The organism is Kitasatospora sp. HUAS MG31 (assembly GCF_040571325.1).
GTDB classification, from domain to species: Bacteria; Actinomycetota; Actinomycetes; order Streptomycetales; family Streptomycetaceae; genus Kitasatospora; species Kitasatospora camelliae.
The window spans coordinates 3541269-3554534 of sequence record NZ_CP159872.1 but is presented as its reverse complement, the minus strand read 5'-3'; the positions used below and the strand labels follow the sequence as shown (position 1 = coordinate 3554534).

Genomic DNA, 13266 nt, shown 5'->3' with positions numbered 1-13266 from the left:
CGGCTCGGTGCCCGGGTGCTGCGCTCCGGGCGTACCGCCAAGTAACGTCAGCCGCATGGCTATCCGCACCAAGGACGAGGCGCTGACCCTGCTGCGCACCGCGCTCGACGAGGCCGGGGTGGCCTGGGAGCCGGCCGTCACCGATCCGTACACCCTGGTCGCGACCCTCCCGGGCACCCGCAAGCTCTCCACCACCTGCGCGCTGCGGGTCGGCGACCACACCCTCTCGGTGAACGCCTTCGTGGTCCGCCGGCCGGACGAGAACCACGAGGGCGTCTACCGGTGGCTGCTGGAGCGCAACACCCGCATGTACGGGGTCGCCTACGCGATCGACCCGCTGGGCGACGTCTACCTGGCCGGCCGGCTCCCGCTGGAGGCGCTGACCGCGGAGTCGGTGGACCGGCTGCTCGGCACGGTGCTGGAGAACGCCGACGAGCCCTTCAACACCCTGCTGGAACTGGGCTTCGCCACCGCGATCCGCCGCGAGTGGGAGTGGCGCACCAAGCGCGGCGAGTCCACCCGCAATCTGGCGGCCTTCGCCCACCTCGCCGCCCCCGCGAAGGACGGTGACCGGCCGGAGGACGCCGGGTAGCGTCCGTCCCACCCGGCCGTCGGCCGCCGGGAAAACCCTCCCCCGGGCCGGGCCCGTTCTGCTTGGATGACCGGCAGGGCGGGCGGACCGAGGGTGGGGGAGCCATGGAGCCAGGGCTGGGGATCGACGACCACCGGGAGACGCGGGAGACGGCGGAACGACGGCTCGCGTTCATCGAACTGGAGGTCCGGCAGCAGCTGGTCGGCCGGCGCCGCCGCCGCGACTGGGACCGCCGCCGCGCTTTCGGCCTGCAGATCGCCGCCATCGCACTGTCGGCCACCGTCACGGTGCTGCTCGGCCTCAAGGTGGCCGAACCGCTGGACCGCTGGCTCGCCAACACCGCCCTCGGCCTGGGCGCGCTGACCACCGTGCTGGCCGCCTGGGGGTCCTTCTACTCGCACCGCACCCTGTGGATCCAGCGGGCCGAGACCGTCCACCGGCTCGGCATGCTGGAGCGCCGGCTGGCGTACCACCGGACCGGGCTTGGCGCGGAGCCGCCCGACCCGGCGGAGGTCGACGCGTTCTTCGCCGAGTACGAGGAACTCGTCCAGAACGACCACGAGTCCTGGGTGCGGATCCGTCAGATCGAGGGCCTGGGCCCGTCCGCCGGGGCGATCGGCGCCTGAACCCGACCCGCCCCCTGGTGGCGGCGACGGGCGCCCCTTCCGGGAACCCGGCCGCACGATGCCCCGTCAGGGACGCCCCGCGCGATTCACCGTCAGGGCACCCCGCGCACGGCCGCGGGACTACGGCGCGACCGCGGCCACCGGCTGCTCGGCCGGTGCGGGGGCCCCGGCGGGCCGCCGGATCCGGCCGATCCCGAGGAAGGCGAGCGCCGCGCCCGTACCCGCCACCGCGCAGGCACCCCAGACCGCCGCGCTGCCCGCGTGGTCGAGCAGCAGGCCGCCCGCGGCCGGGCCGACGAAGGAGGCGAGCGACCAGGACAGCGAGTACACGCCCTGGTACCGGCCCCGGGCGTGGGTCGGGGAGAGCTCGGAGACCAGGCCCATCATGGTGGGCGCGTTCACGATCTCGCCGATCGTCCAGACCGCGACCGTCCAGGCGTAGAACCCGGCCGAGGAGCCCGCCAGCGCGGTCAGCCCGAAGCCCCAGCCGGTCAGCAGTGCGCTGACCACCAGCAGCGCCGTCCGGTTCCGGCCCTCCATCAGCTTGGTGAGCGGCAGCTGGAGCACCACGATCAGCAGGCCGTTCAGGCTCGCCACCAGGCCGAATTCGGTGGTGCTGATGCCGTGCTCGCCCATGTCCACGGCCAGGGTGGTGCTGCCCTGCTGGTAGACCAGCGCCAGCAGCAGGGTCACCCCGACCACCGCCATGAACGGGCCGTCCCGCAGCACCGTGCCGAGGCCGATCCGCTGCTCGGCCGCATCCGCCGGGCCGCGCTCCGGCCGGGTCTCCGGGATCTTCACGAACACCAGCACCGCGCAGACCAGCGTGGAGAGCGCGTCGAGCAGGAAGAGCAGCAGATAGCCGTGGGCCGCGATCAGGCCGGCCGCGGCAGCCGAGACGCCGAAGCCGATGTTGATCGCCCAGTAGTTCAGCGCGAAGGCCCGCACCCGGTGCTCGGCCGGGACGATGTCCGCGATCATCGCGGCGATGGCCGGCCGGGAGGCGTTGCTGGCCAGACCGGTCAGGAAGGCCACCACCGCGATCGTCACCGGCCCGTCCATGAAGCCGAGCGCCGCCGTGGACGCGGCCGTCCCCAGCTGCGCCGCGAGCAGGGTCGGCCGCCGGCCGAGCCGGTCGGTGAGCACGCCGCCGGCCAGCGCCGCGACCGCCGAGCCCAGCCCGAACAGGGCCGCGACCAGGCCCGCGTAACTGGCCGAGTAGCCGCGGTCCACGGTCAGGTACAGCGCGAGGAAGGTGACCACGAAGCCGCCGAGGCGGTTCACCAGGGTGCTGGTCCAGAGCCACCAGAACCGGCGGGGCAGCCCGCCGACGGAGTCCGAGATCGCGGAGCGGAGGCGGGGTGACACGGGCAAAGGGGGCTCCCGGGCGGCGTGGCGCACGCTGGGCGGAGTGGGGAGGACCGCTCAGCGGGCGGTAAGTGGCACGACTGTCGACCGCACATTACCCACGGCCCCCGTGCCAGGTCACCCGGATTTTCGGCTCGCTAAGCTGGGGGCCATGGCTGACACGACCTACCGACTGATCCTCCTCCGCCACGGCGAGAGCCAGTGGAACCAGAAGAACCTCTTCACCGGCTGGGTCGACGTCGACCTCAACGAGAAGGGCGAGAAGGAGGCCGCCCGCGGCGGCGAGCTGCTGCTCTCCGAAGGCCTCCTCCCCGACGTGCTGCACACCTCCCTGCTGCGCCGCGCCATCCGCACCTCCCAGATCGCCCTCGACAAGGCCGATCGCCACTGGATCCCGGTCCGTCGCAGCTGGCGCCTCAACGAGCGCCACTACGGCGCCCTCCAGGGCAAGGACAAGGCCCAGACCCTGGCCGAGTTCGGCGAGGAGCAGTTCCAGCTCTGGCGCCGCTCGTACGACACCCCGCCGCCGGTCCTGGCCGACGACAACGAGTACTCGCAGGCCGGCGACCCGCGCTACGGCGAGATCCCGTCCGAGATGCGCCCGCGCACCGAGTGCCTCAAGGACGTCGTCGAGCGGATGCTGCCCTACTGGTACGACGCGATCGTGCCGGACCTGGCCGCCGGCAAGACCGTCCTGGTCACCGCGCACGGCAACAGCCTCCGCGCCCTGGTGAAGCACCTGGACGGCATCTCCGACGCCGACATCGCCGGCCTCAACATCCCCACCGGCATCCCGCTCGTCTACGAGCTCGACGCCGACTTCAAGCCGGTCACCCCCGGCGGCCGCTACCTCGACCCGGAGGCCGCCGCGGCCGCCATCGAGGCGGTCAAGAACCAGGGCAAGAAGTAAGCCCACAGGCAAAACGGCCCCTGGCCGGCGCACCCGTCGCCGGCCGGGGGCCGTCGCCGTTCCCGGGCCGGAGCGGGGCCGCGCCGCCGGGGAGATCAGGACGGTGCTTCCCCACCCGATTCCGGGGCGCGGTCACCCTGTCAGGCGGCGGATCAACTCGCTTGCACCCCAAGCTGGTTCAGACCATTGACGGGTGGCGGCAGGGATCCTAGCGTGAGAGGACTAGACCGGTGCGGGCATGACAACACCCCCCACGCACGTCACCCGCGTCCGGGCGTACTCCATCCACCCCCACGGAGGGAGCACCATGCGCAAGAGCAGAATCCTGGCCGCCGTTGCGGTCGGGCTGGCGGTACCGCTGGCCACCGCCGTCCCGGCCAGCTCGCACGGCCACGTCACCGGCCCGCCGAGCCGCGCCGCCCTGTGCGCCGCCGGCACCGTCAAGAACTGCGGCGAGATCCAGTGGGAGCCGCAGAGCGTCGAGGGCCCCAAGGGCTTCCCCACCCGCGGCCCTGCCGACGGCACCCTCTGCGCCGGCGGCAACAGCCGCTTCGCCCAGCTCGACGACCCGCGCGGCGGCGGCTGGCCCACCACCCGGGTGTCGGCCGGCCAGCGACTGACCTTCACCTGGAAGTTCACCGCCCGGCACTCCACCACGTCGTTCAGCTACTACCTGACCAAGCCCGGCTACAGCGCCACCAGCAAGCTCACCCGCGCCAACCTCGACCTGGCGCCCTTCCTCAAGGTGCCCTACAACGGCGCGCAGCCGCCCACCACCCTGAGCCACACGGCGACCCTGCCGAGCGGACGGAGCGGACACCAGGTGGTCCTCGCCGTCTGGGAGATCGCCGACACCGGCAACGCCTTCTACCAGTGCATCGACGTCACGTTCTGACCCCGGCCCGGTAGGGCCGGCCCGCCCGGCGGGAAGCCCACGGGGACGCCCGTGGGCAGGCAACGTTACGGGCGGAACGACGTACGGGCGGGTGGCGGCCCGGGAGCCGCCACCCGCCCGGACCGGGCCGGGGCCCGTGGTCAGTGGCCGCCGCAGCAGCCGCCGGTCGCACCGCCGCACTGGCAGGGCGCGCCGGACTGGCAGCCGCAGCCGCAGCCCGGGCCGCAGCCGCACCCGGCCGCGACGATCGGCAGCAGGCGTACGGCCGGCGGCGCGGTGGGATTCGACTGCGGGGTGGTCGGGTTCGGGGTTGCCTTCATCACGCTGAAGCCTCCTCGTCCGGACGCATGACGGTGGCGCCCGCTCTTCGAGTGAAGCCGCGCGGTCGACGGAGCGTCAACGGGCGCGCGGAGGTAGGGCGCACACCACCGTGTGCGCCCCCGGCCCCACCCGTCACCCGAGAGCCCCCGAGGCCTGCCCGACCGCTCAGCCGGAGTAGCCGACCGCCCGGGAGTCGGCCGACCGCTCAGCCGGAGATCGGCGTGTCCGCGGTCGCGACGAAGTCGTCCACGTGCTCACCGGTCACCAGGTACACCACCCGCTTGGCCACCGACACCGCGTGGTCGGCGAACCGCTCGTAGTACCGGCCGACCAGGGTGACGTCCACCGCGGTCTCGATGCCGTGCTGCCAGCGGTCGTCCAGCAGGTGCGAGAACAGCTCGCGGTGCAGCGCGTCGATCGCGTCGTCGTCGCTCTCCAGCTCCAGCGCCTTGTGCACGTCCTTGGTGGCGATCACCAGGCCGGCCTTGGCCACCAGGCGCTGCGCCAGCTGGCCCATCTCCAGGACGATCGGGTGCAGGTCGTTCGGGACGGCCGTCTCCGGGAAGCGCAGCCGCGCCACCTTGGCGACGTGCCGGGCCAGGTCGCCGCAGCGCTCCAGGTCGGCGCTCATCCGCAGCGAGGTGACGACGATCCGAAGGTCGGTGGCGACCGGCTGCTGGCGGGCCAGCAGGTCGATGGCCCGGTTCTCCAGGTCGTGGTGCAGGGTGTTGACCTTCTCGTCGGCCGCGATCACGCTCTCGGCGAGCGACAGGTCCGCGTCGAGCAGCGCGGTCGTGGCCCGCCCCATGGCCGAACCGACCAGGCGGGCCATCTCGACCAGACCGTCGCTGATCGAGTCGAGTTCCTCGTGGTACGCGTCGCGCATGCGCTCTTCTCCTCCAGTACCTGTGTCGGTGGCGGTGCCGACCGGTCCGTCCCGCCGCCGGAGCGGGGGACGACCGCTGCTGGTGGCGCGAATGGTAGCCGCGCCGCCGCCCGAACGGGCTTGCTCTGACAAGACTGCGCCGTACGGGCGACCACGCACGACCCGTGTGGTGAACCGATGGCAGCCTGAAGGTGAATTCTCGGCAACGCGTGGCCGATCCCTTGATCGCACTGTGGCGGGAGCCCTTCGGGGTGCGCTTACGCTGGCGGTATGGACGTGAATGTGGCCGCCGCCGCTGCCTGCGCCATAGCCGGGCTCGGCGTCGGCCTCACGGCCGCCATCGCCTTCCGCTGGAGCGAGCGCGAGCAGTCGCGCGGCAGGAACCGCACCCGGCTCGGCACCGGCACCACCCCGCTCTACGAACCGGCCCTGCCGCCGGGCGTGGACACGGTGCTCTCCGTGCTGCGCTCCTGCGCGATCGTGCTGGGGGAGGGCGACGAGGTGGTCAAGGCCAGCTCCGCCGCGTACGCGATGGGGCTGGTCCGCGGCGGTGCGATGGCCGTGGAGCAGATGCTCTCGCTGGCTCGCGCGACCCGCCGGGACGGGGAGATCCGCCAGGTCGACCTGGAGCTGCCCCGGCCCGGCACCGCCCGCACCACCGAGCCGCTGGCCGTCTCGGTCCGGGTCGCGCCGCTGGGCTCAAGGCTGGTCCTCGTCCTGGTCGAGGACCTCACCGAGCGCCGCCGGATCGAGGCGATCCGGCGCGACTTCGTGGCCAACGTCTCGCACGAGCTGAAGACCCCGGTCGGCGCGCTCTCCCTGCTCTCCGAGGCCGTCGCGGACGCCGCCGACGACCCGGAGGCGGTGCAGCGCTTCGCCGGGCGGATGCAGATCGAGGCGACCCGGCTGGCCAGCCTGGTCCAGGAGATCATCGACCTCTCCCGGGTCCAGGACGACCGGCTCAAGGCCGACCCCGAGCCCGTCCCGGTGGATGAGCTGATCGCCGAGGCGATCGACCGGTGCCGGCAGCCCGCCGCCGCCAAGCAGATCCTCATCGCCGCCGGCGGCGTCGGCGGCCTCTACCTCGACGGCAACCGCGGCCAGCTGGCCGCCGCCCTCGGCAACCTGGTCGAGAACGCCGTCAACTACAGTCCGCCGCGGACCAGGGTGGCCATCGCCACCCGCCGCATCTCCAGCGCCGCCGCCCTCGGCGAGGCGGAGGGCGAGCTGATCGAGATATCGGTGACCGACCAGGGCATCGGCATCTCGGAGAAGGACCGCGAGCGGATCTTCGAACGCTTCTACCGGGTCGACCCGGCCCGGTCCCGCGCCACCGGAGGAACCGGCCTCGGCCTCTCCATCGTCAAGCACGTGGCCGCGTCCCACCGCGGCACCGTCACGGTGTGGAGCGTCGAGGGACAGGGCTCCACCTTCACCCTGCGGCTCCCGGCCGGGAAGGCACCGGCCGGCGAGACCGCACCCGTCAGCACAGCAACCGACGCAACAACCCTTCCTGCCCCGGAGGCCCGAACGTGACCCGAGTACTGGTGGTCGAGGACGAGGAGTCGTTCAGCGACGCCCTCTCGTACATGCTCCGCAAGGAGGGCTTCGAGGTGGCCGTGGCCGCCACCGGCCCGGACGCGCTGGAGCAGTTCGAGCGCAACGGTGCCGACCTGGTCCTGCTCGACCTGATGCTGCCGGGCCTGCCCGGCACCGAGGTCTGCCGCCAGCTGCGGGTGCGCTCCAACGTCCCGGTGATCATGGTCACCGCCAAGGACAGCGAGATCGACAAGGTGGTCGGCCTGGAGATAGGTGCCGACGACTACGTGACCAAGCCGTACTCCACCCGGGAGCTGGTCGCCCGGATCCGCGCGGTGCTCCGCCGCCGCGGCGAGGACGGCGGCGGCGACGGCAACGGCGGCAGCCCCGGCGCGCTGGAGGCCGGCCCGGTCCGGATGGACGTCGACCGGCACGTGGTCACCGTGGACGGGGCCAAGGTCGACCTGCCGCTCAAGGAGTTCGACCTGCTGGAGATGCTGCTCCGCAACGCCGGCCGGGTGCTCACCCGGATGCAGCTGATCGACCGGGTCTGGGGCGCGGACTACGTCGGCGACACCAAGACCCTGGACGTCCACGTCAAGCGGCTGCGCGCCAAGATCGAGCCGGACCCGGGAGCGCCGCGGTACCTGGTGACCGTCCGCGGCCTGGGCTACAAGTTCGAGCCGTAGGCCGGCCCGGGAGCGACCGGGAGCGGAACACGGCGAAGGGCCCCTGCCGGAGCAGGGGCCCTTCGCCGTCGGATCAGTGGGTGGCCGCGGTGGAGCTCGCCGAGCCGCTCGGCTTGGCGGCGCCGGTCGGCGCGGCGTTCGGGGTGGCCGAGCCGGAGACGGTCGCGCCCGGGGAGGCGCTGCCGCCCGGGGACGCGGCGCCGGTCGGGGTCGCGGCGCCGGTCGGCGAGGCCGCACCGGTGACGGCGGCGGACGGCGAGGCCGGGGCCTCGACCTTCGGGCCGAACCCGGCGTAGAAGCTGCGGGCCGGAACCACGCTGGCGTCGGCGCTCACCTTGCCGGCGGAGCCGAAGGTGAAGGAGGTCGGGGTCAGGCCGCCGAGGGTGACCTTGGCCGAGCTCGCCTGGGCGGTCGGCTGGCCCTCGCCGCCGATCAGCAGCGACCCGCCGGCCGGGATGACCAGCTCGTTGACCCGGGCGCCGCTGGCGTCGGTCAGGACGGCCTGGGCGTCGCCGATGGTGATCGACTTCAGCGTCTCCGGGGCGGAGCCGCCGTTGTTGATGTTGACCGTGACGGTCGCCGGGCCGCTGTACTCGGCGGTGGGGGACACCCGGGTCACCACCACGATGTTGTTGAGCAGGATGTTGCTGCCGAGCGTGGCCGACACGTTGTCCGGCTTGATCTCCATCGTGTCCGCGCTGTTGCCGGCCGCGCAGGCCGACAGCGGGACGATCGCGGCGAGGACGAGGGCGGCGATGGCGCCGCGTCGAAGGCTCCGGCTCACGGCGGCGACTTCTCCTTAGTGGATCACGGTTCGGTGGTCGAGGTCAGACTACCGACCCCCTTATGCGGTTCTGACGGGGTGGGTCCGTGTCGCGGAGAACGGTCACGATCCGGCCACGGCGGCGCGGAGTGTGAAAACTCAAGATCCAATCATGGTTTCGTGGAGGTTGCCAGAGGTTTCGCGAGCCTTTCCTCGGGCGGCCGCACCCCCTCCGACCTGCGAGAAGCCGTCGTCGAACACCGGTCGCAGCATGCCATGGGGGTGGTTGTCAAGCCCCGAGACCCGCCCTGACCTGCGAAAACGCCCTTCGGGCGCGCCGAAAAGCGTGTTATTCTGGAAAGCCACGGAAGGGGTCCTGTCACATGACGTTCAAGGTTGGCGACACGGTGGTCTACCCCCATCACGGGGCTGCGCTGATCGAGGCCATCGAAACTCGCCAGATCAAAGGTGTGGACAAGACCTACCTGGTGCTGAAGGTGCAGCAGGGTGATCTGACGCTGCGGGTGCCCGCCGAGAACGCAGAGTTCGTCGGCGTGCGCGACGTGGTCGGTCAGGAAGGTCTCGACCGGGTCTTCGAGGTGCTGCGTGCACCGTACACCGAAGAGCCGACCAACTGGTCCCGGCGCTACAAGGCGAACCTGGAGAAGCTGGCGTCCGGTGACGTCATCAAGGTCGCCGAGGTCGTCCGCGACCTGTGGCGTCGCGAGCGCGAGCGCGGCCTGTCGGCCGGCGAGAAGCGGATGCTCGCCAAGGCGCGCCAGATCCTGGTCAGCGAGCTCGCACTCGCGGAGAACACCAACGAGGACAAGGCGGAGACGCTGCTCGACGAGGTGCTGGCCTCGTAACGGGTGGCCGGTCGGTCCTCCCTGCGACGGTGGCTGCCGCGCGGGCCCCGACACACGCATGACGTTGCGCCCGATGCCGGAGCGCCACCACGGCGGTACAGCCGTCCGGGTGGCGTGTCGGCATGCCGGGCGCTTCGGCATGCCCGGACACGGGTCCACGCCCGGTGGCCGTTGGACACCGGGAGCCGGACGGACGGTCACGGAACGGTGGGCGGCGCACAGGTCGTCACCCGGGGGGCGTCACACGGTCGGTACACGGTCGGCACACGAGGATCGGGTCGTGCGGGTCGCACCGGTCGTACGGAAGGGGCGGGGGCCCGGCGGGAGGCACGGAGCGGAACGCCACGGTCGTTCCGCTAACGTGCAGTCGGATCGGTCGGAGGGGGTCGTGCCGGCGCCCGACGCGCACGGCAGGGCCATACCCATCGCGACTAAGGAGCGAAACCTGAACGCCACAGCACAGCTCGCCGCAGCCGTCGTCCCCGCCGCCGGGCGGGGCGAGCGGCTGGGACCCGGCGCGCCCAAGGCCCTGCGCGAACTCGGCGGCGTCCCGCTGCTGGTGCACGCCGTCCGGGCGCTGGCCCGCAGCCGGGCGATCGGCCTGGTCGTGGTGGCCGCGCCCGCCGGCGGCGAGGCCGAGGTCGCCGCGCTGCTGGACAGCCACGGCCTGGACGGCAAGGACGTCCGGGTGGTGGCCGGCGGCGCGACCCGGCAGGAGTCCGTCCGGCTCGGCCTCGCCGCCATTCCGGCGGACGTCGAGGTGGTCCTGGTGCACGACGCGGCCCGCCCGCTGGTCCCGGTCGAGGTGGTGGACGCGGTGGCCGCCGCCGTCCGCGCCGGGGCGGAGGCGGTGGTGCCGGCCGTCCCGCTGGCCGACACCGTCAAGCGGGTCGAACCGCAGCCGGCCGGCCGCCCCGAGCCGGTGCTGGACACCCCCGACCGGGCCACCCTGCGCGCCGTCCAGACCCCGCAGGGCTTCCGCCGCGACACGCTCCACGAGGTGCACCTCAAGGCGCTGGCCGAGGAGTCCGCGCCGGAGCCGGACGCGCTGCCGCCGGTCACCGACGACGCCGGCCTGGTCGAGCGGTACGGCGGCCGGGTGGTCGTGGTGCCCGGCCACGAGGAGGCGTTCAAGGTGACCCGTCCGCTGGACCTCGTGCTCGCCGAGGCCGTACTCGCCCGCAGGAGGGCCACCGATGGCTACTGAACCGATCCTCCCCCGGGTGGGCATCGGCACCGACGTGCACGCCTTCGAGGCCGGCCGCCCGCTGCGGGTCGCCGGGCTGGAGTGGCCCGACTCGGAGTACGGCCTGGCCGGGCACTCCGACGCCGACGTGGCCGCGCACGCCGCCTGCGACGCCCTGTTCTCCGCAGCCGGCCTGGGTGACCTCGGCGCGCACTTCGGCACCGACCGGCCCGAGTGGGCCGGCGCGGCCGGCGTGGTGCTGCTCGCCGAGGCGGCCCGGATCGTCCGCGCGGCCGGCTACGAGATCGGCAACGTGGCGATCCAGGTGATCGGCGTCCGGCCGAAGATCGGCAAGCGCCGCGAGGAGGCCCAGGCGGTGCTCTCCGAGGCGGTCGGCGCGCCGGTGTCGGTCTCCGGCACCACCACCGACGGTCTCGGCCTGACCGGCCGCGCCGAGGGACTCGCCGCACTGGCCACAGCGCTGGTCTACCGGGCCGACCGGGCATAACCTGCGCCTGGCGGGGGGTCAGGAACCGGGGCGAGCGGGAGGAATCCGCCGATGACCGAGCAACTCTCCGACCGGGCGAAGGAACTGCTGGACGGCACCAGCTTCGCCGTGCTGGCCACCGTCCAGCCGGACGGCAGTCCGCAGGCGTCCGTCGTCTGGGTGAAACGGGACGGGAACGACATCCTGTTCTCCACCCTGGAGGGCCGCCGCAAGCACGACAACATGGTCCGGGACCCGCGGGTCAGCTTCGTGATCAACCCGCCCGACCACCCGTACCACTACCTGGAGGTGCGCGGCGAGGTCACCATGACCCGGGCCGGCGGGCGCGACCTGATCAACGAGCTCTCCCGCAAGTACCGCCACGGCAAGGACTACGAGGCGGACGGCCCGGGCGACGTCCGGGTCGTGGTCCGGCTCACCCCCCGCCGGATCGTCGGCAACATCTGATCGGGCCGCAGACCGCCGCGGTCGTCGCCGGTCGTCGCAGGTCGCGGTGGTGGGCCGCGTCCTCGAGTGGTATTGGTGGCGGGGCACCCCCCGCCGCCCACTACCCTGGACGCTGTGAGCCTTCGCCTGTACGACACCAGAACCCGCCAGGTACGCGACTTCGTCCCGCTTGTACCGGGCTGTGTCTCGATCTACCTGTGTGGCGCCACCGTCCAGGCACCCCCGCACATCGGGCACATCCGGTCCGGCCTCAACTTCGACGTGATGCAGCGCTGGTTCCGCTACCGCGGCTACCGGGTCAGCTTCGTCCGCAACGTCACCGACATCGACGACAAGGTGATCGCCAAGGGCCAGGAGACCGGCACCCCCTGGTACGAGATCGCCTACGCCAACGAGCGTGCCTTCAACGAGGGTTACACCGCGCTCGGCTGCCTGCCCCCGTCCGTGGAGCCGCGGGCCACCGGGCACGTGCCCGAGATGATCGAGATGATGCGCGGCCTCATCGAGCGCGGCCACGCGTACGAGGCCGAGGGCAACGTCTACTTCGCCGTCACCACCTTCCCCGAGTACCTGGAGCTCTCCAACCAGGAGCTGGAGAACCTGCGCCAGCCCTCCGGCGAGGGCGAGGGCGGCAAGCGGGACCCGCGCGACTTCGCGATGTGGAAGGCCGCCAAGCCCGGCGAGCCCAGCTGGGAGACCCCGTGGGGCCGCGGCCGGCCGGGCTGGCACCTGGAGTGCTCCGCGATGGCGCACAAGTACCTGGGCGAGGCCTTCGACATCCACGGCGGCGGGCTCGACCTGATCTTCCCGCACCACGAGAACGAGATCGCCCAGTCCCGGGCGTTCGGCGACGAGTTCGCGAACTTCTGGGTGCACAACGCCTGGGTCACCATGAGCGGCGAGAAGATGTCCAAGTCGCTGGGCAACTCGGTGCTGGTCTCCGAGATGGTGCAGCGCTGGCGGCCGATCGTGCTCCGCTACTACCTGGCCGCCCCGCACTACCGCTCGATGATCGAGTACAGCGAGGAGTCGCTGCGCGAGGCCGAGGTGGCCTTCGCCCGGATCGAGGGCTTCATCCAGCGCGCCGTGGAGGTCTGCGGCCCGGTGGACGCGGCGCCCGAGGTGCCGCTGGCCTTCGCCGAGGCGATGGACGACGACCTGGGCGTGCCGCAGGCGCTCGCCGTGGTGCACACCGCCGTCCGCCAGGGCAACAGCGCCCTCACCGCGGACGACAAGGAGAGCGCCCTGGCCCGGCTGGCCGAGGTCCGGGCGATGCTCGCGGTGCTCGGCCTCGACCCGCTCGACGAGATGTGGGCCGGCGACGACCGCGGCGACGACCTGCACGGCGTGGTGGACGCCCTGGTCCGGCTGGTGCTCGACCAGCGCCAGGCCGCCCGGGCCCGCAAGGACTTCGCCACCGCGGACGCGATCCGCAACCAGCTCGGCGAGGCCGGGCTGGTGATCGAGGACACCCCGTCCGGCCCGCGCTGGACGGTCGGCGGCCCGTAGCCGTCGGCCGGTCGGCAGCCGGACCTCCCGGCCGGTCGGCCGCCCTCCGGGGCGGAAGGCCGGCCACCCGCCCTCCGGGGCACAGCACCAGGCGCCCTCCGGGGCGCCACAACCAGTAGCCCTCCGGGGCGAGCGGGAGCCCCCCGGGGCGCGGGCGGGCC

Annotated in this window: 15 protein-coding genes; 11 read left to right on the top strand and 4 right to left on the bottom strand. The window is 72.9% G+C overall.

Annotated elements, in window-relative coordinates; all coding sequences use genetic code 11:
- The first annotated feature begins 55 nt into the window (after positions 1 to 55).
- Complete coding sequence (locus tag ABWK59_RS15975; protein ID WP_354641253.1) at positions 56 to 592, top strand: YbjN domain-containing protein; 537 nt, start codon at positions 56 to 58, stop codon at positions 590 to 592.
- 104 nt (positions 593 to 696) lie between these two features.
- Positions 697 to 1218, top strand: coding sequence for an SLATT domain-containing protein (locus ABWK59_RS15970; protein WP_354641252.1), 522 nt, complete (start codon positions 697 to 699; stop codon positions 1216 to 1218).
- A gap of 120 nt (positions 1219 to 1338) precedes the next feature.
- On the opposite strand, the gene ABWK59_RS15965 is transcribed toward ABWK59_RS15970, so the two are convergent.
- Positions 1339 to 2586 carry an MDR family MFS transporter gene (locus ABWK59_RS15965; protein ID WP_420492787.1) on the bottom strand — a complete coding sequence of 416 codons (1248 nt, stop codon included), beginning with the start codon at positions 2584 to 2586 and terminating at the stop codon, positions 1339 to 1341.
- A 151-nt stretch (positions 2587 to 2737) separates the two neighbouring features.
- Between ABWK59_RS15965 and ABWK59_RS15960 the strand changes: the two genes are divergently transcribed.
- Entirely contained in the window at positions 2738 to 3496 is a 759-nt protein-coding gene (locus tag ABWK59_RS15960; protein ID WP_354641250.1) for a phosphoglyceromutase, read from the top strand.
- A gap of 307 nt (positions 3497 to 3803) precedes the next feature.
- Positions 3804 to 4391 carry a lytic polysaccharide monooxygenase auxiliary activity family 9 protein gene (locus ABWK59_RS15955; protein ID WP_354641249.1) on the top strand — a complete coding sequence of 196 codons (588 nt, stop codon included), beginning with the start codon at positions 3804 to 3806 and terminating at the stop codon, positions 4389 to 4391.
- A gap of 140 nt (positions 4392 to 4531) precedes the next feature.
- On the opposite strand, the gene ABWK59_RS15950 is transcribed toward ABWK59_RS15955, so the two are convergent.
- Together ABWK59_RS15950 and phoU are read right to left on the bottom strand one after the other, a co-directional pair.
- Positions 4532 to 4711, bottom strand: a complete 180-nt coding sequence (locus ABWK59_RS15950; protein ID WP_354641248.1) for a hypothetical protein — start codon at positions 4709 to 4711, stop codon at positions 4532 to 4534.
- A 206-nt stretch (positions 4712 to 4917) separates the two neighbouring features.
- Positions 4918 to 5598, bottom strand: a complete 681-nt coding sequence (gene phoU / locus ABWK59_RS15945; RefSeq protein ID WP_354641247.1) for a phosphate signaling complex protein PhoU — start codon at positions 5596 to 5598, stop codon at positions 4918 to 4920.
- Between the two features lie 270 nt (positions 5599 to 5868).
- Here phoU and ABWK59_RS15940 point away from each other — a divergent pair, with 270 nt between their 5' ends.
- Both ABWK59_RS15940 and ABWK59_RS15935 read left to right on the top strand, forming a co-directional pair.
- The gene (locus ABWK59_RS15940) at positions 5869 to 7134 is read left to right on the top strand and encodes a sensor histidine kinase (protein WP_354641246.1); all 1266 of its coding nucleotides are present in this window, start codon (positions 5869 to 5871) and stop codon (positions 7132 to 7134) included.
- On the top strand, positions 7131 to 7826 hold the full coding sequence (locus ABWK59_RS15935; protein WP_354641245.1) for a response regulator transcription factor: 696 nt from the start codon (positions 7131 to 7133) through the stop codon (positions 7824 to 7826). Before ABWK59_RS15940 ends, ABWK59_RS15935 begins: the two co-directional genes overlap by 4 nt.
- 73 nt (positions 7827 to 7899) lie before the next feature.
- Here ABWK59_RS15935 and ABWK59_RS15930 read toward each other — a convergent pair whose 3' ends face one another.
- Positions 7900 to 8610 carry a DUF461 domain-containing protein gene (locus ABWK59_RS15930; RefSeq protein ID WP_354641244.1) on the bottom strand — a complete coding sequence of 237 codons (711 nt, stop codon included), beginning with the start codon at positions 8608 to 8610 and terminating at the stop codon, positions 7900 to 7902.
- Between the two features lie 362 nt (positions 8611 to 8972).
- Between ABWK59_RS15930 and ABWK59_RS15925 the strand changes: the two genes are divergently transcribed.
- The 5 genes from ABWK59_RS15925 (at position 8973) to cysS (ending at position 13105) form a co-directional block, all read left to right on the top strand.
- Positions 8973 to 9455 (top strand): CarD family transcriptional regulator, encoded by a 483-nt coding sequence (locus tag ABWK59_RS15925; RefSeq protein ID WP_014136563.1) that lies wholly within the window; start codon positions 8973 to 8975, stop codon positions 9453 to 9455.
- Positions 9456 to 9879: 424 nt separating this feature from the next.
- On the top strand, positions 9880 to 10662 hold the full coding sequence (ispD, locus tag ABWK59_RS15920) for a 2-C-methyl-D-erythritol 4-phosphate cytidylyltransferase (protein WP_354644970.1): 783 nt from the start codon (positions 9880 to 9882) through the stop codon (positions 10660 to 10662).
- On the top strand, positions 10652 to 11149 hold the full coding sequence (gene ispF / locus ABWK59_RS15915) for a 2-C-methyl-D-erythritol 2,4-cyclodiphosphate synthase (RefSeq protein WP_354641243.1): 498 nt from the start codon (positions 10652 to 10654) through the stop codon (positions 11147 to 11149). Before ispD ends, ispF begins: the two co-directional genes overlap by 11 nt.
- Before the next feature lie 51 nt (positions 11150 to 11200).
- Complete coding sequence (locus tag ABWK59_RS15910; RefSeq protein ID WP_354641242.1) at positions 11201 to 11596, top strand: PPOX class F420-dependent oxidoreductase; 396 nt, start codon at positions 11201 to 11203, stop codon at positions 11594 to 11596.
- 114 nt (positions 11597 to 11710) lie between these two features.
- The gene (cysS, locus tag ABWK59_RS15905; RefSeq protein ID WP_354641241.1) at positions 11711 to 13105 is read left to right on the top strand and encodes a cysteine--tRNA ligase; all 1395 of its coding nucleotides are present in this window, start codon (positions 11711 to 11713) and stop codon (positions 13103 to 13105) included.
- Positions 13106 to 13266: the final 161 nt, after the last annotated feature.